Annotated in this window: 19 protein-coding genes; 16 read left to right on the top strand and 3 right to left on the bottom strand. The window is 36.7% G+C overall.

Translation table 11 applies throughout. The annotated features are described in order from the left end of the window. The first annotated feature begins 68 nt into the window (after positions 1-68). Entirely contained in the window at positions 69-2,939 is a 2,871-nt protein-coding gene (locus tag HCQ94_RS05625) for a choice-of-anchor M domain-containing protein (protein WP_166982551.1), read from the top strand. Positions 2,940-3,155: 216 nt separating this feature from the next. Next, positions 3,156-4,517 carry a DNA repair protein RadA gene (radA, locus tag HCQ94_RS05620; RefSeq protein ID WP_166982549.1) on the top strand — a complete coding sequence of 454 codons (1,362 nt, stop codon included), beginning with the start codon at positions 3,156-3,158 and terminating at the stop codon, positions 4,515-4,517. A gap of 529 nt (positions 4,518-5,046) precedes the next feature. Here the strand turns inward: radA and HCQ94_RS05615 are convergent. Both HCQ94_RS05615 and HCQ94_RS05610 read right to left on the bottom strand, forming a co-directional pair. Next, positions 5,047-6,435 (bottom strand): TrkH family potassium uptake protein, encoded by a 1,389-nt coding sequence (locus HCQ94_RS05615; protein ID WP_166982547.1) that lies wholly within the window; start codon positions 6,433-6,435, stop codon positions 5,047-5,049. Between the two features lie 30 nt (positions 6,436-6,465). Next, positions 6,466-7,140, bottom strand: coding sequence for a histidine phosphatase family protein (locus HCQ94_RS05610; RefSeq protein WP_166982545.1), 675 nt, complete (start codon positions 7,138-7,140; stop codon positions 6,466-6,468). Between the two features lie 142 nt (positions 7,141-7,282). On the opposite strand from HCQ94_RS05610, the gene HCQ94_RS05605 reads away from it, so the two are divergent. The 5 genes from HCQ94_RS05605 to HCQ94_RS05585 all read left to right on the top strand — a co-directional run bounded on the left by HCQ94_RS05605 (position 7,283) and on the right by HCQ94_RS05585 (position 10,238). Continuing rightward, complete coding sequence (locus tag HCQ94_RS05605; protein WP_166982543.1) at positions 7,283-8,005, top strand: HAD family hydrolase; 723 nt, start codon at positions 7,283-7,285, stop codon at positions 8,003-8,005. A gap of 67 nt (positions 8,006-8,072) precedes the next feature. Continuing rightward, positions 8,073-8,741 carry a potassium channel family protein gene (locus HCQ94_RS05600; protein WP_166978412.1) on the top strand — a complete coding sequence of 223 codons (669 nt, stop codon included), beginning with the start codon at positions 8,073-8,075 and terminating at the stop codon, positions 8,739-8,741. 642 nt (positions 8,742-9,383) lie between these two features. Beyond that, positions 9,384-9,593 (top strand): helix-turn-helix domain-containing protein, encoded by a 210-nt coding sequence (locus HCQ94_RS05595; RefSeq protein ID WP_166978414.1) that lies wholly within the window; start codon positions 9,384-9,386, stop codon positions 9,591-9,593. 80 nt (positions 9,594-9,673) lie between these two features. After that, complete coding sequence (locus tag HCQ94_RS05590; protein WP_003792170.1) at positions 9,674-9,772, top strand: 30S ribosomal protein bS22; 99 nt, start codon at positions 9,674-9,676, stop codon at positions 9,770-9,772. A gap of 52 nt (positions 9,773-9,824) precedes the next feature. After that, the gene (locus HCQ94_RS05585) at positions 9,825-10,238 is read left to right on the top strand and encodes a PLDc N-terminal domain-containing protein (RefSeq protein ID WP_166982541.1); all 414 of its coding nucleotides are present in this window, start codon (positions 9,825-9,827) and stop codon (positions 10,236-10,238) included. 311 nt (positions 10,239-10,549) lie between these two features. On the opposite strand, the gene HCQ94_RS05580 is transcribed toward HCQ94_RS05585, so the two are convergent. Continuing rightward, positions 10,550-11,437, bottom strand: a complete 888-nt coding sequence (locus HCQ94_RS05580; RefSeq protein ID WP_166982539.1) for a 1,4-dihydroxy-2-naphthoate polyprenyltransferase — start codon at positions 11,435-11,437, stop codon at positions 10,550-10,552. Between the two features lie 101 nt (positions 11,438-11,538). Here HCQ94_RS05580 and HCQ94_RS05575 point away from each other — a divergent pair, with 101 nt between their 5' ends. The 9 genes from HCQ94_RS05575 to HCQ94_RS05535 all read left to right on the top strand — a co-directional run bounded on the left by HCQ94_RS05575 (position 11,539) and on the right by HCQ94_RS05535 (position 23,390). Further along, entirely contained in the window at positions 11,539-12,549 is a 1,011-nt protein-coding gene (locus tag HCQ94_RS05575; RefSeq protein WP_166978420.1) for a DUF3048 domain-containing protein, read from the top strand. A 251-nt stretch (positions 12,550-12,800) separates the two neighbouring features. Then, on the top strand, positions 12,801-14,018 hold the full coding sequence (locus HCQ94_RS05570) for an arginine deiminase (protein WP_166978422.1): 1,218 nt from the start codon (positions 12,801-12,803) through the stop codon (positions 14,016-14,018). A gap of 40 nt (positions 14,019-14,058) precedes the next feature. Then, positions 14,059-15,066: an ornithine carbamoyltransferase gene (gene argF, locus HCQ94_RS05565; RefSeq protein ID WP_166978424.1), complete on the top strand. Its 1,008-nt coding sequence runs from the start codon at positions 14,059-14,061 to the stop codon at positions 15,064-15,066. 4 nt (positions 15,067-15,070) lie between these two features. After that, entirely contained in the window at positions 15,071-15,988 is a 918-nt protein-coding gene (gene arcC, locus HCQ94_RS05560; RefSeq protein WP_166978426.1) for a carbamate kinase, read from the top strand. Between the two features lie 200 nt (positions 15,989-16,188). After that, positions 16,189-17,316 carry a serine/threonine protein kinase gene (locus HCQ94_RS05555; protein WP_166978428.1) on the top strand — a complete coding sequence of 376 codons (1,128 nt, stop codon included), beginning with the start codon at positions 16,189-16,191 and terminating at the stop codon, positions 17,314-17,316. A gap of 531 nt (positions 17,317-17,847) precedes the next feature. After that, the gene (locus tag HCQ94_RS05550) at positions 17,848-18,738 is read left to right on the top strand and encodes a DMT family transporter (RefSeq protein WP_332835450.1); all 891 of its coding nucleotides are present in this window, start codon (positions 17,848-17,850) and stop codon (positions 18,736-18,738) included. Positions 18,739-18,748: 10 nt separating this feature from the next. After that, complete coding sequence (locus HCQ94_RS05545; protein ID WP_166978432.1) at positions 18,749-19,522, top strand: creatininase; 774 nt, start codon at positions 18,749-18,751, stop codon at positions 19,520-19,522. Positions 19,523-20,263: 741 nt separating this feature from the next. Next, the gene (locus tag HCQ94_RS05540; protein ID WP_166978434.1) at positions 20,264-21,262 is read left to right on the top strand and encodes a DMT family transporter; all 999 of its coding nucleotides are present in this window, start codon (positions 20,264-20,266) and stop codon (positions 21,260-21,262) included. Positions 21,263-21,902: 640 nt separating this feature from the next. Beyond that, positions 21,903-23,390, top strand: a complete 1,488-nt coding sequence (locus tag HCQ94_RS05535; RefSeq protein WP_166982537.1) for a nicotinate phosphoribosyltransferase — start codon at positions 21,903-21,905, stop codon at positions 23,388-23,390. Positions 23,391-23,768: the final 378 nt, after the last annotated feature.

Raw genomic sequence — 23,768 nt, 5'->3', positions numbered from 1 at the left:
TGATTTATTGGGTCTTGGGGTTTATTATTGATAATGATTATTATTACGGATTGTTTAGAAAGATACCAATGTTTGCAAAACAGTTGAGTGTAACAAAGAAAACACTGCTAATTTTATTAGCAACGTTTTTGTCAATAGCTGGATTGACACTTGTAGATAACAGCAAGTCTAGCTATGCGTCAGATATAGATTTACCTGCAAGTTTAAATCATATTTGTGCTGGAAAGAAAATGATATATCGTAAGCATATCGACGCTGCTTATATAAATCAGACTAGTCCAGACAACATTGATCTTAAAGTTGTAAATGGTGCAACAGTTATAAATGCAAGCGATGTGTGTATTCGTTTGGCTCCTGATGCTAATGAAAAAGGTGAAGAAGTATCAAGATTTGCAATTCCAGCAGATAGACAACTAGCATTCTTGGGCAAACCTGGTGAAATAGTATGGTCTGGTCCTCAAAAATACTATAGAGGATGGCCACCTCTATGGGCAGGTATTGGTGCATTAGAAACTGATCATGAAACTCTTCCTCTGGGAAATATTGTCAAAGAATCAATAAAAATGGAGCTAGTTGAAGCAGATGGTCCAGGTACTATGGAAATGTTCAGTTACAATGGCATTCAACAGCCAGTGACAAGAATTATTTCCTCCAAAGATTCCAGATACAAACGTTATTATATGTTTGCAGGAATGCATACACACTCATACACAACATTTTCAAAGCCAGGTATTTACCGTTTGAAATGGCAAGGACATGCAACTTTGAAGAATGGTGAAAAAATATCTACTCCAATTCGTGAAGTAACCTGGTTAGTTGGTAGCGATGCGCAAGTTGGTTTGCCAGAGGGAACAACAACTGGTATCAATCCAATTACAACATCTACAGAAGTCTATGCTGAAAAAATTAAAGCAGAAGTTGGCGATGATACCTCAGCTTATGACCCTGAATATTCTAACGATAACTACACTCCTGTGTTACCAGAAGAATGGGGACCAGAAGATAACCCTAACTTAGTTCATATTTCTAAAGGCCACCTAGATTTGAAAGGTCGCTGGTCGAAAGGTGAACGTAGCATTAGGATGACTTTAAAAGATGAAAGTGACCCGGCAAATGTTGTTGAACGCGAAAGCGAAAGTGCAGCTGTGGAGGTCCCCGACTCATCTTTGTTCTTACCTAAGGGTAATTCTCCAGAATATGCTGCTTTGCGTGAACTTTCAGACAGAAAAGATAAGCGTCTGTATGAGTTACCTGAAATACAAAACCCATCGTTACCATGGTTAGGATTTAATACTGAAGAGATTGATTATTCTAATCTAGAAGATGGAGTAACAGTAACTGCACTCAAGTATGAGGGTCCTGGACGTATGATTGTAGGTAGCTATGATGCCTTGCAAAACGACTTTGTAAAGTCAATTGATACAGGTTATTATGCAGGAACAACTTTTGAAAAGTTATACAATCCAACTCATGTTCACAAAGCTACTTACTTTACACAACCGGGTATTTATTCTGTTGAATATACTTTCAGAATGAAAGAAAAAGGAGCTAAGTATTATACTTACGGTACTTATACTCTTCACTACCTAGTTGGTGATAAATCTATCAATGTTTCACGTGAAAAGTACAATTTGCCTAAGTTACCAAATAGTGATAGTAATGCTGATGACAATGCCCCTAAAATACTAGCTAAAGATGTTCTATCAATAATTAAAGATAAGGACTCTGAATACTATACACGTGGTGATGGTAAGGAAATTAAAACTGTAGATACTTTGAATGATTTGAAGAAAATTATTACTGACGAAAAGTATGATGGAGAAGTAAAAGCTGAGAATATTGTTGGTATAACAGACGATGGTTTTTATTATCGAAATGAAACTGAAAATAAGATTCATCGTATAGAAAAATTGCCTAACTATGAAGTAGGTAAAGGTACAAAGAACCCAGCTGAAGTTGTAGGAATAGTTGACAATGGATACTATTACATTTCAGAAGGAAAACTGTATAAATACGAAGGTAGCGAAAAGCCTGAAAACAAAGAAAATATGAAGTACGGTCAGTATTGGAAACTAGATGAAAATACAAACAAGTATGTTCGTTTGACTCGTGCTGAAATCTTTGGTGAAGATACTAACAATTCTGATTCAGAGCCATCTAAGCCTGCGGATCCATCAGTTCCTGATAATGGTTCTAATCCTTCAAATCCTGTAGATCCGTCAGCTCCTGATAATGGCGATTCTCCTTCAAAGCCTGAAGATCCTGCTAATCCGGATAAGCAAGATGGAAATGATGGTTCAGATAATGGAAATTCAGATGGTAAAGACTCTGATAATGAAGGTACACCTTCGCCTAAACCGGGTAATCCTGATCAGCCATCTAAGCCTGCAGAACCTTCTAAACCTTCAAATCCTGTTGTTCCATCTAAGCCTGACAATGGTAATCCTTCCCCTGCTCCAGGTAACAACAATCCAAATAATGGATCTAACGGAAATAACGCAAATAATGCTAATAATGGAATATCTGGAACTACAAAACCTGCTCCAGTGAATCCAGATTCCTCAAGATTCAAAGAAATAAGCGGTGAAGAATACGACAGAATAAATAGCGTAGATTCGCGCTCTCCTCAATCTCAAAGTTCACCAGTACTTACTCAGCCATTTATTGGCAGATCAAACCCATTAGCAGCAGCTAAACCGCTTGAATTACCTAAAGTAAACGCAAAAGATGCTGATGCTAAAGAAAAAGGTGAAAACGGTGGATTGAAACCTTTGAAGAGCAAGAAAGCAAAAACTACTCCAGCTATAAACAATGCTGATAGTTCAGATAGCTCTTGGCTACCTCTTGTAGCTTCAGGACTATTTGGTGCTGGATTAATGTTCATGGTTACTGCAGTAATTTTCTTCTTGTACACTCAAAAAGTAAAAAGAAGAAAGTGACGATATAAAACTTTAGGTTTATCCTAAAACGGCGCAAGGTTGCACGACATATTACGTGTCGTGCAACCTTAACTTATTTAATCTTCTATCATTCTTGTTTCATTTAATGAAGTATTCAGTATATGCTTGTAGTGTGGAAAAAAGTTTAAGTATTCCTACGTTTATTTCCTTATATTAAGGTTTTTATAATCATTTATTTACGATGTGGAAAGAAAAATGGCGAAGAACGGTGTTGCTTATATTTGTAGCGAATGTGGCTGGGAAACTTCTAAATGGCAAGGACAATGTCGCCAATGTAAAAGTTGGAGTTCACTAGAGGAAAACACTATTTCTGAACAAAAAACTAAAGTTATTTCGCCCACAAATCAAGCTTTGCCTATAACTGAGATTAGTACTGAGGAAACATCAGTTAGAAGTAGCGGTATATCCGAGCTAGACCGAGTATTAGGTCAAGGAATTGTACCGGGTGCTGTAATTTTGCTAGCTGGCGAGCCAGGGGTTGGTAAATCTACATTACTCATGGAAGTCACCTTAAAGATCGCTAGTAAATACCCTGATAATAAAGTTTTATATATAAGTGGTGAAGAATCAGCTTCACAAGTGGTACTTAGAGCTAAACGTATAGGAGCTCTACAGAAAAATATTTTATTAGCAAGTGAAAATAATTTATCTGTAGTTTTAGGGCATATAAAAGAGACCAAACCATCTCTAGTAATAGTTGACTCGATTCAAACAATTAGTGCTAACGAAATTGATGCTGTATCTGGATCGACTTTGCAAGTTAAAACAGTGGCTAATCAGCTTATTTCTGTTGCAAAAACAACGAATACACCAATAATTTTGGTTGGACATGTAACAAAAGATGGAACTATAGCAGGTCCAAGAGTTTTAGAACACTTAGTTGATGTTGTATGCCAGTTTGAAGGCGAACGTTTTGGTAGCGTACGTATGCTTAGGGCTGTGAAAAATCGCTTTGGGCCAACTGATGAGGTAGGCTGCTTTGAAATTAACGAAAATGGTATGCAAGAACTTTTAGATCCTTCGGGTCTGTTTATCTCTGAGAACAGGGTTGATACTGCTGGAACTTGTGTTTCTATAGCTTTAGATGGTCGTAGGCCTATGCCTATAGAAATACAGTCTTTGGTCGCTGGAACTAACTTTGCTGCTCCTCGTAGGGCTACTTCTGGTGTAGATAGCTCTAGAGTAGCAATGATGTTGGCTGTTTTGCAGTCACGTGCTGGTATCAGCGTGCAGAACATGGACGTGTATGTTTCTACTGTGGGTGGAGCAAAAATCAACGATATTGCTTTGGATTTACCTGTAGTTTTAGCAATTATCTCTGCTTTTAGTAATAAAACACTTCCAGCAGATTTGATTGCTTTTGGTGAAGTTGGTTTGACAGGTGATATACGTAAAATATCAGCTGTGCGTAAACGTTTGCAACAAGCTGTACAACTTGGTTTTAAAACGGTAGTTTTGCCTGCAAATGTAAAAGAAAATTTGTCTGATTTTGATGGTTTAAAGTTTATTTTTGTCTCCAATATTGCTGAAGTTGTGGATAGAGTTTTTCAACGATAGTATTTAAAGGTTTAGAAATTGAATTTACTTTCAAAGCTATATTTTGTGTAGATAAGTTTTAGTGCTAAGTGTATATGAATTGTGTAACTAAAGTATTTATTAAGTTTTAAAAGTATAAAATATCTGCGCCAATTAATATGTAGTTATGGAGCTTAAAATACCTTATTCCTTTGAAAAGCATCACACTATAATGCAAAATAAAATAAGCGCTTATATACATATAAATTTCCCCGAAAAATAGCCTAATAGGTAATTAAATACTAAAAAGTATTGAGGGAATAAAAGTCAAACTCAAGTTTATAAAAAGAAATACTTAATTCTGTTTAATCATGCAAAACTAATATCAAACATAAACTTTTAAAAAGTTACAGAAAGTACATAAACACTAATACTACGTAATGCTAAACGTTAAAAACTATATTAATTTTTCATACAAATAGTAAAACTACTTTGAAATAAACAAAATAAAGCCACACAAAAGTAAGACAAATTGAAATTAGGTTTACTAAAGTTATAAAAACTTGAAAAGTTAGCCAATAGCAGGTTTTTCCTCAGGGTATCTCAAAACACGCTTTTGTTTACGCAAAGCCAGAGCTGCAGTTACAGTCATAGTTCCAATTCTTCCAGCGAACATGAGCAATACAAGTAGGTATTTTCCAGCAGTGGGTAGTAGAGGGGTTATACCAGTGGATAAGCCAACAGTAGCAAAGGCTGATATAACTTCAAATGCTATAACGTCTAAGCTTAAGTTAGTAATCAGCAGCAACAAGAAAATTGAAGTAAAGACAAGGAAGCTACCTATCGCAATTACAGTAACAGCCAAACGAACTGTTGTATTAGGTATTCTTCTGCCAAATACTTGTATATCTGTGTCACCTCTGGCTTCAGCAACAATCGCCAAAGTCAGCACAGCTAAAGTTGTAACTTTTATACCACCAGCAGTAGAGGCACTACCCCCGCCTATAAACATCAGCACATCTTGTACCAGCCAAGTTGAAGGGTGCATTTGTCCGATGTCTAGAGTACTAAGACCACTGGATCTACCGTTTATTCCCAGTAATAACGAGTTACTTATTTTAGAGTGTAATGGTAGATTTCCTAAAGTATGAGTGTTATTCCATTCTAATAAACCGATGAGAACAGTACCTATTACGAATAAAATTAGGTAAGTTATAACTGTTAATTTTGTGTGTATATTCCACGCTCTCGGATTCTTTATATTTGAAGTTATGTTCAAAATAACGGGGAACCCGATTGCTCCAGCAAATGTTCCAATTATTATCGGTGCTATTACGAAAATATCGTTTGCAAATACTTCCATTCCTTCAGGCATAATTACGAATCCACTGTTATTGAAGATGGAAACTGACATGAATAGTCCGTATCCTATACTTTTTACGAATGAGTATCCAACTCCGTAATAAAAATGTGGAAATAATGCGAGAAATAATAAAAATTCACAAGTAGCAGATATGATTATTACTGCTCGTATGAGGGTTTTTACTTTGCCTAGTTTTTCTATTTGATTTTCGTTGGCAATAATGAGCCTTTGAGTTAAACCAATATTTTTTGACACTGCTAAAGCAAGTATTGAAGCAAAGGTCATTACCCCCAAGCCACCGATTTTCATACCTAAGGCTATTACGAAATGTCCAAAATGTGACCAGTAAGTTGCTGTTTCTACAGTAGTCAATCCAGTTACACATACTGACGAGGTTGCCGTGAATAAAGCGTCAACAAAGTTTGGCATTTTGCCATCAACTGTTGATATTGGCAAGCAAAGTAGCATGGTTATTACAGTTATGATACTACCGAAAATCATTATTGCTAATAATGATGGTTTGTACTTTGCTGTATAGCTTATATAGCTTTTTACATCTTCTATAAGCTTTTTCTCATTTTTACTTGTTTTATTCACTTTTTTCGCTTTTGTTGTATCTTGTGAATTTTAGCCTCTGTTAGTCATAGCGCTTGATGTTCCTGGAGTCACATCTTTTGCTTCGTTTAGTAGCACGGCTGCAGGTTCCCAATATTTTATTCCCACTAGTGTGTTATTTTCAAATATTAGTGTTGTTACTGAAGCTAGAGAGCATTCTCGTTGCCATGGTAAATGGGCGAGTGGTTTTTTCTCTAAGTATTTTCGTAAGCACCATATAGGCAGTTGGTGTGAAACTAAAAGTATTTCTTGTCCAGCATTGTTCTTTTGAGTTTCTTTTACCACTTTTAGCATTCTATCAGCAATGTCTATATAAGGTTCTCCCCATGATGGACGTATAGGGTTATGGAAGTATTTCCAGTATTTAGGGCTTGCTAGAAGTTTCGGATTTTTATTTACTGCTATACCTTCAAAGTGATTACCCGCTTCTATTAGACGTATATCTGTTTCAATTGGTACGTTGTACGCCTTCGAAATTGGTTTGGCTGTTTGCTGGGTACGTAGAAGAGGAGAAGCAATAATTCTAGATATTTGTATTTCTGGACGTTTTTTGAACTCATCAGCAACCATTTGAGCCATTTTCTTCCCTAAGGTACTTAACGAGTATCCTTTTAGACGTCCGTATAATATTCCTTCAGGATTTTCTACTTCACCATGTCGTAATACATGTATTATTGTTTGTGTCATAGTAGTATTTTAGCCCTTTGTTTCTATCTTGTCTTTTGTGGACGTTTTGTTTTATATTATCTTTATTTTGTTCTGTATGATATATGAGTATAGAATAGTGGTTTACTCGTGAATAATAGATTTGATTGTTAGTGAGAGCTTTATGAATATGAATATCAATCAGCCTAATACTGATTCTTCTGCGAATTCACGTGTTGTTGCGTTTTTTGATATTGATCAGACTTTGATTCGTGGTTCTTCTTCATATTATGTTGCTCGTGAACTGTATCGTCGTAATTTTTTCGGGTGGCGTGATATCTTTTTTGCTGCACGTCATAGTTTGTTGTATATGCTCTTTGGTGAATCTAAGCGAAGATTAGACTTGGTGGCTGATAGAGCTTTAAATGTTTTAGCTGGGCGCAGTGTCGATGAGGTTTCCAAAATTGTTGAGGAACTGTACGATAATGACTTGCATGGCCGTATTTTTGTTTATATGCGTGAAGTTTTGAATAGGCATTTAGTTGCTGGACATGATGTATGGTTGGTTTCTGCTGTGCCTGTACAAATAGGTGCAGTTATTGCTAAAAAGCTTGGTGTTAATGGCATTTTAGGTACTAAAGTAAAAGTTGTAGATGGTGTTTTAGCTCCTGAACTTGACGGAGAGTTAATGCACAACGAAGGTAAAGGACTAGCTGTTAGTAAAGTAGCTAGCGAGTACGAATATGATCTGACTAATTCCTTTGCTTATGGCGATTCTTACGGAGATATTCCTATGCTATCTATGGTTGGTTTTCCTTGCGGTGTTAATCCTGATCGTAAGTTGCGCCGTGTCTGTGAGAGCAAAGGTTGGAATATTTTGCGCGTGAAACGAACTTTTAATGGCTAATAGTATTGTGAATATTTTTACTTTTTAGATATTAGGCTTATGCTATTTATAGGAATTATAGGTGGTGATGAAAGTGCCAAATAACGTAGTTGATTCTACTTTAGTTATTGGGTTAGGTCGTTTTGGTTCGGCTGTTGCTGTGACTTTGGATAATTTGAATCGTGAAATTTTAGCTGTTGATATTTCGAGTAAGTTAGTACAAAAGTGGTCTAGCCGTATACCTACTCTTGAAGCTGATATGACTAATATGGCCGCTTTGGAACAAATTGGGGCTGCTGATTTTTCCTCTGCTGTTGTAGGCGTTGGTTCTTCGCTAGAAGCTTCAGTTTTGATTACAGCTAATTTAGTCGATATTGGAGTTTCTCAGATTTGGGCTAAAGCTACTAGCCGTGAGCATGGCCGCATTTTAAAGCGTATTGGTGCACATCACGTTATTTATCCGGAATTTGATGCTGGTCAGAGGACTGCACACTTAGTATCTGGACGTATGCTTGACTATATTGAGATGGAGCGTAATGGATTTTCTATTGTTAAAATGCGTCCACCTCGTGAATTCTGGGGCTTTACTTTGGAAGAAGCACAAGTTCGTCGTAAGTATGGCGTAACTGTTATTGGAGTACTAAGTGTTGGCCAGCCATTTGAGTATGCGAGTGCTAGTACACGTATACATGAGGACGATATTATTATCGTTGGTGGTGATGCAGATTTGCTGGAACAATTCGCGTATAATTCATAGTTTTGTTTTTTGAAGATTTGTAAATTAAAGGACAGGTATATTTTTAAGTGTTTGTCCTTTTTTATTTTAAGTAGTTTTGTCATAGCAATGTCCTGTATGTTATTTTTAGGAAAAAGTGATTTAAGTATCTATTCATTTCCATATGTTTATTTTGTGCAGAGTCTTTGTTTTCAGCATTTTCGAGGGCTAGTAAGTTTATTTATATGTGTTTTATATTTATTATTTGTAAGTTTTGATATTGCAAGTATTTTCTCGTGTTTATTTAGTTTGTTTGAAAATATAAATTACGTGTTGTGTTATGTGTGAGAAAAAGCTAAGTAATTATGTTTGGTCTATTTTGTTCCTAAAAAGTTAAACGTGTTTTAGAAGTTTTTGTTAATGAATTTGTGATTGTTTATAAGGATTTTGTGAGGTTCGAGTTTGTTTTTCTTTTCGCTAGTTGTTTATTAGTTGTTTTACTTTCGATTTTTAATAAGGCAAATATATTATCTAATTTCAGTCATTTTTTCACACAAATTACTGATAATAGTATTATGCGTGAAATGCTAGTTATATTATGACAATTTGTTATATATTTTTCGTTGCAATACTGTGCAGTTGACGGTATATTGTGTATTGTTGTTTTCGACTTGGATGGGGACTATGAATTTTTCTTCTAAGCCTAATTTATACACTATTGCTGAGGTTGCAGAGCTTATGCGTGTATCCAAAATGACTGTGTATCGTATGGTTCATTCTGGTGATTTACCTGCTATTCGTGTAGGTAAGTCTTACCGCATTCCTGTGTCTGCAATTCAACAAATGTTGGCTTTGGAAGGTATCTACGTTGAAGATAAGCTTTTAGCTAATTAGTTTTATTTCCTCTTAAATAGTAGGAAATTTTCATTTTCTCTTTTAGAATATTTTGGGTAGTTCGATTATAAGGAGGGGCAATGGGCTCCGTTATTAAAAAGCGTCGCAAGCGTATGGCGAAGAAGAAGCATCGTAAATTGCTTCGTAAGACTCGTCATCAGCGTCGTAATAAGAAGTAATCTGAATTGGGCTTGGCTTGTTTCCAAGCCCTTTTTAGTTTATCTTTAAAATATGTTACGTCTTATACCTATAGTTTTACTCTTAGTATTAACTGTTTACGCATTAGTTTCGTGCATAAATACATCTTCTGATGAAGAATTACCTGGTGGACTACCTAAGATAGTTTGGGTTGTTGTCATAATTTTAGTTCAGCCTGTCGGGGCTATATCTTGGTTATCTTTACGTTTTATTAAGTATTTTGAGACAAAACAAAATAGGAATTCTAAGAAAGACAAAGTTGTTGCTCCAGATGATGATGAAGAATTTCTATTCAAATTAAATAGAGATATACAACTTGAACGTGAAGGTATACAACGTAATGATTCTTTAGGTGAAAATCTCAGGTTCAAGAGTGAAAATACTCAAAAGAAAAACGATCCAAAAGACTCTGATTTTACTGAAGATGAAAAGTTTGAGGATGAGTAATAACTATTTATAACAGCTATTGTAAACGCAAAATATATTCAGTTTATATATGCCTGTATAAGTTGCAATAATCTTATGAGCCTTTTGGTATACCTTATAATTAATGGCTTAAATCGAGATAAAATATAGTTAGGTTAGAAATAAGGTTTCATATTTTAGTATGAGTTGCGTTTAAGGTTATAAAAGTTCCCTTGTATGCTACTACTATATTTTAAAACAGTATTACATATAGGAAATATTAGTATTAATAAGGTGTGAACTAGTATTAAAAGTATTTATGCGAAGGTTTATACACGCTGAAAAGTTACAGATTACCCCGTTATAGGCTTCAATGCGATAGCTGTTCCTAGTATGAGAGCATATAATATCTCGAGTTGACCAGTATATTTTAAAGCCAAAATCAACTTTTTAGGGTCATCAGTGTATAAAACAATTTTCAAAATTTTCAATACTAAAAACCCTGTTACGCCAGTTAAAATAGCCAACTTAGCATAAACGAAAGTTGTTATACCTATCACTAAAGGTAAGATTATTAAAACGGTATACAGTGCTTTAGATTTTCCCACTCCAAGCTTCGTAGCTAAAGTGTGTTTGCCTGCTTTTCGGTCACTTTCTATATCTCTAATATTGTTTATCATTAGCATAGCCGTAGATAACATTCCTATAGAAAAAGCGGTGCTAATTGAAACTGGTGGAATAGTGTTAGTTTGTAAATAGGTTGTTCCAATTGTTGCTATTAGACCAAAAAATACGAATACACTTATTTCCCCATAGCCTCTGTATCCGTACGGATATTTGCCACCAGTGTAATACCAAGCAGCAACTATGCATAGGAGACCTAACAAAATTAGCCACCATTTTTGTGTATAAATAACTAAAATCAGACCAAATATACAAGATAAACTATATGTCCCTAGAGAAGCTTTGAGCATTGTTTTAGCAGATACTGTACCACTAGCGACTAACCTTTTTGGTCCTACACGTTCATTATCTGTTCCTCTGATTCCATCAGAATAGTCGTTTGAAAAGTTGCAAGCTATTTGTAGAGTTATAGCCACAAGTAAGCATAAAAGTGCGGGTATCGGTTGGAATTTTCCAACACTTACGCAAATACAACTTCCAAGTACAACAGGAGCCACAGCAGCTGGAAGTGTTTTCGGTCTAGCAGCTTCTATCCAGTTTATCGGTGATTTTATCATTATATTTTTATTTTTAGCGTTTCAATACAAAAGTTTTTTTACTTTTATTATAGCGTGTATTTGTATATTTTTTCTGATAAATGAGGAATTAGGAGTTCCAAATGAAACGTTGTAAGGGGTTATTGGCTGGGGTAGTAGCTGTAGCTTTAGTTTTAACAGGGTGTTCTGCTGCTCCTGAAGAAAAGGCTGCCCCTAAACCTCCAGCTGAAGTTTTTTGGCCGCTAACAGGACAGAAAGCTTCTTCTGAAAAAGAAATAAATCATCCGGCTCTTTCAATGAAGATTGAGAATGTTGATGATGCGCGTCCTCATGTAGGCTTAGATAAGGCTGATATTGTTTGGGAACAAATGGTTGAAGGCGGTTTGACACGTTTTAATGTTGTTTATCATTCACAGTTTCCAAATGTAGCTGGACCAATGCGTTCTGTACGCCCTATGGATGCTGGTATATCAGCTCCACTACATGGTGTTTTTGCTTGCAGTGGAGGTCAACAAGCTTTTATGGATTCAGTATCACAGGTTGTTGGTAAGTTTATAAATGAGACTATTGCTGAAGATACTGCACACAGAGATTCTTCACGCTTTGCCCCACATAACTTATTCCTAGACACTAAAGCGGCGGTTGATCGCTTTGGCAAAGATTTGAAAAAACCTGAATCACAGTTAGCTTTTGCTACAGGTAAAAAGGACATAGTTGCTGTTGAAGATAGTAAAAATAAAGATATAAAGCCAGCTAATGCTTTATCTTTAGAATTCCCTGCTCATACTACAAAATGGGATTTTGACAAGGAGTCAGGAAGTTACTTACGTACTGATAACGGTTCACCTTTGACCACACAAGATGGAACAAGAATTTCAGCTAAAAATGTTATTGTGATGAGCGTTGATGTTCACCCAAGTAGTGTTGATTCACATGTTCCAGAAACAGTAATGGTTGGTAAAGGTAATGTAAAAATTGTAATCAACGGCAAAATGATTGAAGGTACATGGGAAAAAACAGACATTTCAAAACCTGTTGTTTTCAAAGATTCAAAAGGTAAAGTTATAAAGTTAGCTCCAGGAAAGACTTGGATTGAGCTTCTTCCAAATGACAGTTCTCTTGAAATATCGTAGTTTTCCTAAAATCATGACATTACGGGTCCCCTCATTTTAAAATATTTAAGGTGCGGGGATCCTTTTATTTACGACATTTTATTCTGTTAGCTTAAAAATTTTTGGCGTATTTTTCTTTCTACATTGTAATAACTTTAAGATAAGTGATAAAGTTGTAGTGTTTGTAATTCTGATGATTACAAATTTAGCTATTCCTTAATTAGGGTAGCTATGTTGTTGAAAAATTAGATATTTGAAGAAAGGCAACCCAGATGTTGCACCATGTTGATTCTGAGGTCGGTAAGCTACATAAAGTTTTGCTACACCGTCCAGGTCTTGAGATGAACCGTCTCACACCTTCTAATAAAGATGATTTACTATTTGATGATGTTCTATGGCTAGAAAAGGCCCAGGAAGAACATAAAGGTTTTGTTAAGACATTGGAAGATCGTGGAATTGAAGTTGTATTACTAGACAACTTGTTGACAGAAACAGTTGAAATTCCTGAAGCTCGTCAGCACTTGACAGACCAACTGTTCACTGAAGAAATTTATGGTACTTTGGCAGAACCTTTGCGTGAGCTAGTTGACGATTTGACAGCTCGTGAATTCGCTACTTTGATGATTGCTGGTATGACTAAGCGTGAATTGGTAGAAAAACTAGGCGATTCTTCATCAGTTTACTTGAAGACACTAGAACTAGATGACATGATTCTTTCACCTCTACCAAACCACTTGTTCACACGCGATACATCTTGCTGGGTTTACGATGGTGTTGCTGTTAACTCAATGCAGAAGCCAGCTCGTCGTCGTGAAACAATTAACCTAGCAGCAATTTATCGTTGGCACCCAAGCTTTGCTAACGATGACTTCAACCTATGGACAGACGGCCAGGGTGGCCCAGAATGTGCAGTTGAAGGTGGCGACGTTCTAATTATTGGTCGTGGTGTTGTTCTAGTAGGTATGAGTGAACGTACAACCCCAATCGGTGTAGAACGTTTGGCAAAGCGCTTGTTTGCTAATGGCTCAGCAAAGCAGATTATTGCTCTTGATATGCCTAAGGGACGTGCATGTATGCACCTAGATACAGTTATGACAATGGCTAACGAAAACACATTCAGCAAGTATGCTGGTCTAGGTATGTTGCCATCATACTCAATCTTCCCAGGCGATAACGGTGGATTAGATATCGTTCCAAACCCAGCCGAAGAAATGCACAATGTAATTGCTAAGGCTCTAGGTGAACCAGAAATCCACATTTTGACTGCTCCACAAGATATGCTCGCTGCAGAGCGTGAACAGTGGAACGACGGTTGCAACATGTTGACAATCGCACCAGGTGTCGTAGTTACTTACGAACGCAACGTTACTACAAATGCGTACTTCCGTCAGAACGGTCTTGAAGTTCTTGAAGTACCAGGTGACGAACTCGGTCGTGGTCGTGGTGGCCCACGTTGCATGAGCTGCCCAATGATTCGTGACGGCATCTAATAAAATATTAATTGGAAACTACTAATAAAAGGACGGAAAAATGGCTATTGGACCATTGCAAGGCCGCAATTTCCTAAAGGAATTGGACTTCACAGTAGAAGAATGGCGTTATCTTCTAGATCTAGCAGCAGAACTAAAGGCTGCTAAGTACGAACGCCGCGAAGTTCAGCACCTAAAGGGTAAGAACATTGCTTTGATCTTCGAAAAGACATCAACACGTACACGTTGTGCATTCGAAGTTGCTGCTTACGACCAGGGTGCATCTGTTACTTATCTAGAACCAACAAGCTCACAGATTGGCCACAAAGAATCAATGGCTGACACAGCACGCGTTCTAGGTCGTTACTACGATGGTATCGAATACCGTGGTAAGCTACAGTCACATGTTGAAACACTAGGTGAACTATCAGGCGTACCAGTATGGAACGGTCTAACAGATGACTGGCACCCAACACAGATGCTATGTGACATGCTAACAATGCACGAAGTATCAGGTAAAGAATACAAAGACATCGCATTCGCATACTGTGGCGATGGCCGTAACAACGTATGTAACTCCCTACTAATCTCAGGCGTTATGCTAGGTATGGATGTTCGTATTGTTGCTCCAAAGGAACTATGGACAGAACCAGAACTAATCAAGACAGCTGAAGAAATTGCTGCAAAGACTGGTGCTAAGATTACACACACAGAAGATGCTAAAGCTGGTGTAAAGGGCGTTGACTGCGTTTACACAGACGTTTGGGTATCAATGGGTGAACCAAAGGAAGTTTGGGATCAGCGTATTGCTCTTCTAAAGGACTACCAGGTAAACCAGGAACTAATGGAAGCAACAGGCAATCCAAATGTTAAGTTCCTACACTGCTTGCCAGCATTCCACGACCGCAACACAACAGTAGGTGAAGACATCTACCAGAAGACAGGCATGGAATCTCTAGAAGTAACAAACGATGTATTCGAATCAGAAGCATCAGTTGTATTCCAGCAGGCTGAAAACCGTATGCACACCATCAAGGCTGTTATGGTTGCTACACTAGGTGAGTGGTAAGCCGATGCGTATCGTAGTAGCTCTAGGCGGTAACGCTATGCTAGAGCGTGGTCAGAAGCCAGATGCATCTGTTCAGATCGAAAACGTTCTAACAGCTGTTAAAGCTCTAGCACCTCTAGCCGAAGAACATGAACTAATCATTACTCACGGTAATGGTCCACAGGTTGGCGTTTTGGCTCTACAGTCAGCAAATGACGAGAAATTGTCAGAACCATATCCATTCGATACTTTGGGTGCTATGACTCAGGGTATGATTGGTTACTGGTTGCAGCAGGGCTTCCAGAACGCTCTTCCAGGTCGCGATGTTTGTGCAGTAGTTACACAGACATTGGTTGATCCAAAAGATCCAGCTTTCGCTAACCCAACCAAGTTCGTTGGTGAAGTTTACAGCGAAGAAGAAGCAAAGCGCTTCGAAGCTGAACGTGGATGGGTAATGAAGGCTGATGGTCAGTACTTCCGTCGCGTTGTAGGTTCACCAGTTCCAAAGGGTATCGTAGAAATCGATCTAGTCCGTCGCTTGGTTGACGGTGGAACTGTTACAATCTGCTCCGGTGGTGGCGGTATTCCAGCTGGCCGTGATGCTGAAGGTAAACTATACGGCATTGAAGCTGTTGTTGACAAAGATCTAACAGGTGCTACTCTAGCACGCGAACTAGGTGCAGATTTCTTCATGATTCTAACCGACGTTCCAGCTGTTATGGAAAACTTTGGCACACCAGAACAGTGCGAAATTAACCGTGCAAAGCCAGAAGAATTGCGTGAAAAGGGCTTCGCTGCAGGTTCAATGGGACCTAAGGTAGAAGCAGCTTGCCAGTTCGTTGATTCTTCAAATGGCGCTGCTGGTATCGGTCGTTTGGCTGATGCTGTGGCTGTTATCAAGGGTGAAGCAGGCACAATTATTACATCAACAGGTGAATACTAAAATATAGTTCACCAAAGTGATTAATGTCTCATGTCATCTCCTAGTTTATGTCCCTAAAAGGATGTAAACTAGGGGGTGAAGAGATTTTGAGAAATCGAATTCTCATCAGGATATTGCAAACGTAATATTCATGACTGTACAGATAATAATTATCGGAAATTCACTTGTGTGCGAAGACGCATACAGAAGGAGTGAGAACAATGGCAAAGATCGTTAATTCATGGAATGATTTCGATCCACTAAAGCACGTAATCGTCGGTCGTGCAGAAAACTCATGTATTCCACCAGAAGAACCAGCAACATCTGAAAAGGTTCCAGTCGATTCAGAAATGCGCGGTATGTGGGGTCCTCGTCCTCTATACACAGTAGAAGCAGCTGCAGAACAGCTAGATGGCCTAGCAGCAGCTTGTGAAAAGTATGGTGCAAAGGTTGACCGCCCAACACCTCTACAGTGGAATCAGCCAGTTATCACACCTGACTTCCGTACAGATTCAATGATGACATGTATGCCTCCACGTGACGTACTATTGACAATCGGCCCAGAAATCATCGAAGCTGCTATGTCATTCCGTTGCCGTTTCTGGGAATACTTGGCATATAGCCCACTATTGTCAGAATACTTCGACAACGACCCAGAATTCATCTGGTCACAGGCTCCACGTCCACGTTTGACAGACAGGTCATACAAGCACAACTACTACGACGAAAAGATTTCTCTAGAAGAACGTCTAGTTCGCACAGCAAACAAAGACTTCGTTACAACTGAAGAAGAAATCCTATTCGACGCAGCAGACGTTCTACGTCTAGGTAAAGACCTATTCATCCAGCATGGTCTAACAACAAACCGCAAGGCTATGGAATGGTTCAAGCGTAAGTACCCAGAATTCCGTATTCACGCTGTAAACTTCCCAGGTGACCCATACCCAATCCACATCGACGCAACATTCGTACCATTGCGTCCAGGTTTGATCATCAACAACCCACACCGTCGTCTACCAGAAGAACAGCGTAAGATCTTCGAAGCAAACGACTGGCAGATTGTTGATGCTGCTATGCCAGCTCACAAAGAACCACCACCGTTGTGCTACTCATCAGTATGGTTGTCAATGAACTGCCTAGTTCTAGACCACAAGACAGTTATCGGTGAAGCTTCAGAAGTAAACCAGCTAGAACAGTTCGACAAGCTAGGTATGGAACCAGTTCCAGTACCATTCCGTAATGCATACGCATTCGGTGGCGCTCTACACTGTGCTACAGCTGACGTTTACCGTGAAGGTGGCTGTGAAGACTACTTCCCAAATCAGGTTGAAGACCCAACACGCGTCTAATTTCTTAGTAGCGTAGAAGTTTTCATTCCGTAAGGGATTGAGTTTACGTGCGATGTCCTTTTCCTCACGGGAAAGGACATCGTTTCATGTGTGCGTCATTTATGATGTACACCATAAATAATTTAGGTTTACAAACTTAAATCGTTTTTAAATAAAATATTTTGAAATCGGTTTGTTTATTTATAATTTGATTCTTCATTTTACGGGAATAGCATTCAATGTTGTTTACTATTCAAATTATGAAGCAAAAGCATAGATATATTTGACAGAAGTTTGTTAAGTTTATGATTATTGTCTATCTGATTGAATTGAACTGAAGAATACAATGCAATTTGTATAGATATATTCTTATCAAACTATGTAAATAAAATTATCTACCCTAATAAACATCCTTCTTTTTTTGGGAAAGACTGATTATGAAAACATCAGCAAAACAAAAAGCGAAGGGCTTTGCTTTCATGTTCCTCTCATCTTCATTGATGGGGGGGGGTAGGTGCATTTGCCCGCTATGTCGATGCTCCTGGTGATTTTATCGCTTTTTGGCGATCTTTTGCAGGACTCATAGCAATGACAGTTATTTTTATAATAGCTGGAAAATTTACACTCGTTAAAGGACAACGTTTTAGTCCTGCTATTTTCTTCTCAGGTTTATTCTTGGGATTACTTTCATCTCTATATGTTATTTCAACACAATATACGACTCTAGCTAACGCTTCTTTCTTAATTTATACAGGCCCTGTTTATTCGACAATATTGGCTACTGTATTTTTGAAGGAATCATTTAGATTATCCATGCTAGGTTCTTTAGGTGCAGTTATAATAGGTACCTTATTGATTGTTGGAATTATATCTGAAAACGGAATTGGTTTAAATCTTGATCCACAATATACCATTGGTAACCTAATTGCTCTTGCTTCTGGTGTGGCATATGGTTTGTATTTATTTGTTTCTCGTTTGCGTACAGATTTTGACTCAAACGTTAGAGCATGGTACAACTTCCTATTTGCTGCTGGAACTATAGCAATTATGGTTATGATTCGCTGGTCGGATTTAGAGTATCCAATTCGTGAATGGAACGGTAATACACCTGGTGGAATCATAGATTCTAAGCCTTGGATATTATCAGAGATGGGTACTCGTTCATGGATTTTCTTGATTATTACCGCTGTAATCACAGGTTTTGGTGCTTTCTATTTCTTGACTTTGGCTACAAAGATCTTGTTTGCTGGTGAACTAGCAACTATTTCATACCAAGAAACTATTATGGCATCACTACTTGGATTTGTGCTTTTCTCAGAAACATTGACTCCACTACAGTTACTTGGTGGTGCTTTAATCGTCGGTGGTGGTGTATCGCAGATATTCATGTCAGTGAAGAATGCCGGGGCTGAGCCGAAAATGAGCGAAGTGAATAGCGAGTAGGTGATTTGCGATGACTAATTCCTTACTTATGGAAGAATTGGATGCTTTCACCTATCGTGAACTCATTTCAAATGGTGAAAAAATTATTGTTGTTCCAGTGGGTGCAATTGAGCAACATGGTCCACATATGCCAGTCAGTGTTGACGCTATTTTATCTAAAGAGCTTTCCAAAGCTTTAGCTGAAAAAGTTGATGGTTTAGTTGCTCCAGGAATAGTATTTGGATATAAATCACAGCAGCGCTCAGGTGGTGGATATCATCTCAGCGGTGGTTTATTCATGTCAGGTATAACTTTGATTAACCAGGTGAAAGAGCTAGTTTTGGAAATAGTTTCACATGGTAATCGTAAAATAGTTTTCTGCAATGGACACTACGAGAATTATCAATTTATGTTTGAAGGCATAGATTTGGCTTTGCGTGAATTGAAATTGCAAGGTATAGACGATGTGAAAGTACTTCTACTTTCATATTGGGACTTTGTCGATGATGAAACAATTGAAAAGTTGTATCCAGAAGGTTTTACTGGTTGGGATTTAGAACATGGTGGAGTTTTAGAAACATCACTAATGTTATTGTTGCATCCAGATAAAGTGGATATGAATAAAGTTGAAGTAGCTGATCCTGCAGTTATGCCTAACTATGATATTCTTCCTATTCAGCCTGAACTTACTCCAGATTCTGGTTGTTTGTCATGTGCTAAAAATGCAACTGTGCAGAAAGGTGAAATCTTGCTCACTGTTGCTAGTGAAGGTATGGCAAAGGCTGTGAATAAAGAATTTTCATAAAAAATTTATATAAAATATTAGGGTAGTAGCGCTTATATAGTGTAGCTGCCCTAATATTTTTTAAAAAAGTTTAAGGTTTTAGATGAGAATTCTCAAAATAAGTTTATGAAGTGTTTGGGATTATTATGCTAAATAATAAAATGATAGCCTTCTTATAAAAGGAAGAAAATATATTTCATAACTTATAAAGGTTTATTTTATATTTTTGGTAACTAGGAAATGTATTTAGTATTTTACGAATTTTGAATATTTTATTGAAAATAAGATTTATTAGTATAGTGTCGTTTTGGTATTTGTTTGCATATTTTCTAGGGAGATAACCTTATTATAAGATTGATACACTAATAGTTTAGATTTTATAGCAACTATTTTGAAATATTTATAAGTTTCTTTTCGTGATTATATCTGTTTTTATTTTTTACGGGTTTTCTAAATGTTTATTATATTTATATCCTACTCGAGTATGAGAACATTATAATTTAGATAGATGTTTAGTTTGAAAAATTCATAAAAATGATATTTACTATGTGAATTTTAGTTGTATTTATGAGTTTAAAAGTAGTTTAAAAGGTTGTAGTTCAGGGGTAGTAATCCTATAAGATGAAGAAAAATGTGCTTAATCTTACATCTTTAGCGTTTGAATAGTTCTCTGGTATTAAATATAATTTATCTTGTTGCATGGTGTTTTATGGCTTTAACATCGTGTAGTTTTTATTGTTTTACAAAGATAGGCTTATTATTATGAGCACAACTACTTCAACTGAGTACGTAATGAACAAAAAGCTCGGTGCTATCTCAATGATCCTTTCAGCTACAGGCATGGGTCTAGTGGGTACATTCTCACGTTTGACAACAGCAGGTTTAGCTGATGCTGATAAAGCAGTTATCGGTTCATTCCTAGCATTCGGTCGTATGACAACCGGTTTCATCGGTTTCGTTGTTCTTCTAGCCATTACAAAGAAGTTTGGCTTGTTCCGTCAGACAAAGATTTCTCCAGCAGTTATCTTTGGTGGCGTGTTCATTGGTTTGTCACTAGGTTGCTACATTTCCTCAACTCTATTGACATCAATTGCTAACGCTGTTTTCTTGATTTACACAGGTCCTTTGTTCTGTGCTATTTTGGCTCGTGTATTCCGTAAGGAACTAATTTCACCACTAGGTGCATTCTTCTTCTTCCTAGTATTCGTTGGTATGATTTTGACAATCGGTATCGTTAGCTTCGACGAAGCAGGAAGCCTACAGTTCGGTCTAGACCTAAGTGGTGGTACACCAGAACTACCACAGAAGGCAATCGGTGACTTGCTAGGTTTGCTATCTGGTGTATTCTACGGTTTGGCTATGTTCTTCTATGGATACCGTAAAGATATCGACTCAATCGTACGTGGTACATGGAACTTCGTATGGGCAGCTGTTGCTACACTAGCTATGAGCATCGCTCTAAACCCATGGCATGGTGTTGCTTCCTTCACAGGAGAAAACTGGATGTGGGCAGCAGGACTATTCCTAGTCTGTGGTTTGTTCGCTCTAGGTTTCCTAGTTGTTGCAGGTCGTAACCTACCAGCTATCGAATACACAACAATTTCTTACTGGGAATGCCCAGTTGGTGTTGCTTGTGGTTACCTAATTTGGCAAGAATCAATGACAATGTTGATCGCTATCGGTGGTTTGCTAATTGTTGTTGGTGGTCTAAGCCCAGTATTCATCGAATTCTTCGGTAAAAAGGGTAACAAGGCTGAATAATTAGTTTCATGAACTAAAATTCAAACTTTATAAAAGTGGCTAACTTTGTTGTTAGCCACTTTTGTTTTTAATAATTTACTTGAAAATTGTGATTTTATTTTTAAAGAATGTGGTGAGTTTATATGTAGGAAATGCACTAATATTCATCTAATTTTACGCATTTAGAATGTTTTGTAAAAATGACTGAATATGTGTAGATATTAATAAAATATTAATATCTCGTATATATGCTAATGTGAAAATTATATTTGTAATTATTTTGGTAGGTATTTGCTTTTATACTGATATTTTATATGTAGTAAAAATTTTATTTACTAGTAGTCTAATCTATAGTTTGTAATGTTTACTGTATTTATGCTGGAGATACTAATATTTTATTATTTTACTGCTTTAAGATCTTTATCCTCTAATTAGCAAAGAAAATATTACGTAAAGATTATATTGAGAAAGTATTAATAATATTTAATATGAACCGAAATAACGATATTTTATTAATATAATAACTATTTTTATAAGAATTATAGTCGTGTGTATTAAATACAAATCAATATGTAGTAGTATTATTCGTAAACGGGTGTGATACTTGATGTATTAATCATTTACAATGTCATTAAATACTTATAAAGAAAAAAGGAAAGATATGACAACTCCTATAATGCTTTTGGCAGATTTTTATAAGTTATCCCATCGTGAACAGTATCCTGTAAACACTGAAATTGTTTACAGTACACTCACTCCCAGAGTAAAAAAATGGGATTTACATAACGATGAAGTTGTGTTTTTTGGTTTACAGTACTTTATAAAGCATTATCTTATTGAAAAATTTGAGAAAGACTTTTTTGCTCGTCCTAAAGAAGAAGTTATTACAGAATACACAAGGGTAGTGAAAAATGCACTAAACGTTGAAGATGTTTATACTAAGCACCTAGAAGACTTACACGATTTAGGTTACTTACCGATTCGTATAAAAGCTTTAAAAGAGGGTACATTAGTACCTGTTCGTGTTCCGTGCATGACTATTGAAAATACTGATTCTAGGTTTTTTTGGTTAACTAATTTTATTGAGACGATTTTATTAACTACTTTATGGTTACCATCAACTTCTGCTACTACAGCTTACTCTTATCGAAAAATTTTGACTAAATATGCTGAAGAAACTGTCGGTGCTGATGATTTCGTTGATTTTCAAGCTCACGATTTTAGTATGAGAGGAATGTCTAGTGAGCAGTCTTCAACAATTAGTGCGGCAGCACATCTATTGTCTTTTAAAGGTTCTGATACAGTTCCTGCTGGTTTATTCTTAGAGGAATTTTATAACGCTGATATTGAGAAGGAATTTATTTTTTCTAGTATTCCTGCTACTGAACATTCTGTTATGTCAGCTTATGGTGAAGAAAATGAGTTTGAATTATATAAACGTTTATTGACTGATATTTACCCTAAGGGGCCTATTAGTATCGTTTCAGACACTTGGGATTTTTGGAAAGTTATAACTGATTATCTTCCAAAATTAAAAGATATTATTATCTCTCGAGAAGGAAAACTAATCATTCGACCAGACAGTGGTGATCCTATAGATATATTGTGTGGAACTGTAAAAAAGTTCGGTAAAGGGACTACACCTGAAGAAAAAGGACTCATTGAATGTTTGTGGGAAATATTTGGTGGTGTTATTAATGAAAAAGGGTATCGCTGTTTAGATTCTCATATTGGTGTTATATATGGTGACAGTATAACTATGGCTCGTTGTGAAACTATAATGAGGCTTTTGAAAGAAAAAGGTTTTGCTAGTAGTAATGTGGTTTTAGGGATTGGCTCGTACGCTTATCAATTTACTAGTAGAGATGCGTTTGGTTGGGCAATGAAAGCTACTTATGCTGTTATTGATGGTAAAGAAAAACTTCTTTTCAAAGATCCTAAGACTGATGATGGAACTAAGAAATCTCAACGAGGACTCATTATTGTACACCGTAATGATAAAGGTAGTTTGGAACTTGTAGACGGTTTGTGTAAGAAAGATTATGAAGCATTGAGTGATATTGACCAGTTACATACTGTTTTTAAAAATGGACAATTGTTGTATGAAGATTCTTTTGCTGAAATTTGTAAAAGAGTTGGTTATAGGTAAGTAGTAGTTGGTAATACCTATAAAATAATCCTTATTTTGTTTGTAATTTTTCTAGATTTATGCTGAAATTTTGCTTTATTTTTGCCATTTTTATGTGATATAACTCACCGGAATATTTTAGAATAAGTCTATTTTATAAAAACTTTAGCAAAATGCTAAAAAATGGCAAAATTGTTAAGTAAAACTGAATTGAGTGTTTTTGCTGTTATTTTGGGGAAAAAATAATAAAAATAAATAAAAAGGATATCTTAAAGCGAGACTTTAGTAAAACTTAATCAAATTTATTTTTCGATAACTCCAAGCCTAAAAAATAGCAAAATTACGCTTAAAACAAATGCTTGATATAGTTGTTCTCAGATAGATTCAAGCAAAGTTGCT

This window comes from Actinomyces sp. zg-332, from assembly GCF_011751945.2.
Classification (GTDB): Bacteria; Actinomycetota; Actinomycetes; order Actinomycetales; family Actinomycetaceae; genus ZJ293.
Note: the sequence above shows the minus strand (reverse complement) of the source record. Positions and strands in the feature narration are given on the sequence as shown.

Excerpts from the sequence above, each read along its gene's own strand:
- HCQ94_RS05625 (WP_166982551.1), top strand. The coding sequence starts at position 69 with ATGTTTGCAAAACAGTTGAGTGTAACAAAGAAAACACTGCTAATTTTA.
- radA (WP_166982549.1), top strand. The coding sequence starts at position 3,156 with ATGGCGAAGAACGGTGTTGCTTATATTTGTAGCGAATGTGGCTGGGAA.
- HCQ94_RS05610 (WP_166982545.1), bottom strand. The coding sequence starts at position 7,140 with ATGACACAAACAATAATACATGTATTACGACATGGTGAAGTAGAAAAT.
- HCQ94_RS05605 (WP_166982543.1), top strand. The coding sequence starts at position 7,283 with ATGAATATGAATATCAATCAGCCTAATACTGATTCTTCTGCGAATTCA.
- HCQ94_RS05600 (WP_166978412.1), top strand. The coding sequence starts at position 8,073 with ATGAAAGTGCCAAATAACGTAGTTGATTCTACTTTAGTTATTGGGTTA.
- HCQ94_RS05595 (WP_166978414.1), top strand. The coding sequence starts at position 9,384 with ATGAATTTTTCTTCTAAGCCTAATTTATACACTATTGCTGAGGTTGCA.
- HCQ94_RS05590 (WP_003792170.1), top strand. The coding sequence starts at position 9,674 with ATGGGCTCCGTTATTAAAAAGCGTCGCAAGCGTATGGCGAAGAAGAAG.
- HCQ94_RS05585 (WP_166982541.1), top strand. The coding sequence starts at position 9,825 with ATGTTACGTCTTATACCTATAGTTTTACTCTTAGTATTAACTGTTTAC.
- HCQ94_RS05580 (WP_166982539.1), bottom strand. The coding sequence starts at position 11,437 with ATGATAAAATCACCGATAAACTGGATAGAAGCTGCTAGACCGAAAACA.
- HCQ94_RS05575 (WP_166978420.1), top strand. The coding sequence starts at position 11,539 with ATGAAACGTTGTAAGGGGTTATTGGCTGGGGTAGTAGCTGTAGCTTTA.
- HCQ94_RS05570 (WP_166978422.1), top strand. The coding sequence starts at position 12,801 with ATGTTGCACCATGTTGATTCTGAGGTCGGTAAGCTACATAAAGTTTTG.
- argF (WP_166978424.1), top strand. The coding sequence starts at position 14,059 with ATGGCTATTGGACCATTGCAAGGCCGCAATTTCCTAAAGGAATTGGAC.
- arcC (WP_166978426.1), top strand. The coding sequence starts at position 15,071 with ATGCGTATCGTAGTAGCTCTAGGCGGTAACGCTATGCTAGAGCGTGGT.
- HCQ94_RS05555 (WP_166978428.1), top strand. The coding sequence starts at position 16,189 with ATGGCAAAGATCGTTAATTCATGGAATGATTTCGATCCACTAAAGCAC.
- HCQ94_RS05545 (WP_166978432.1), top strand. The coding sequence starts at position 18,749 with ATGACTAATTCCTTACTTATGGAAGAATTGGATGCTTTCACCTATCGT.
- HCQ94_RS05540 (WP_166978434.1), top strand. The coding sequence starts at position 20,264 with ATGAGCACAACTACTTCAACTGAGTACGTAATGAACAAAAAGCTCGGT.
- HCQ94_RS05535 (WP_166982537.1), top strand. The coding sequence starts at position 21,903 with ATGACAACTCCTATAATGCTTTTGGCAGATTTTTATAAGTTATCCCAT.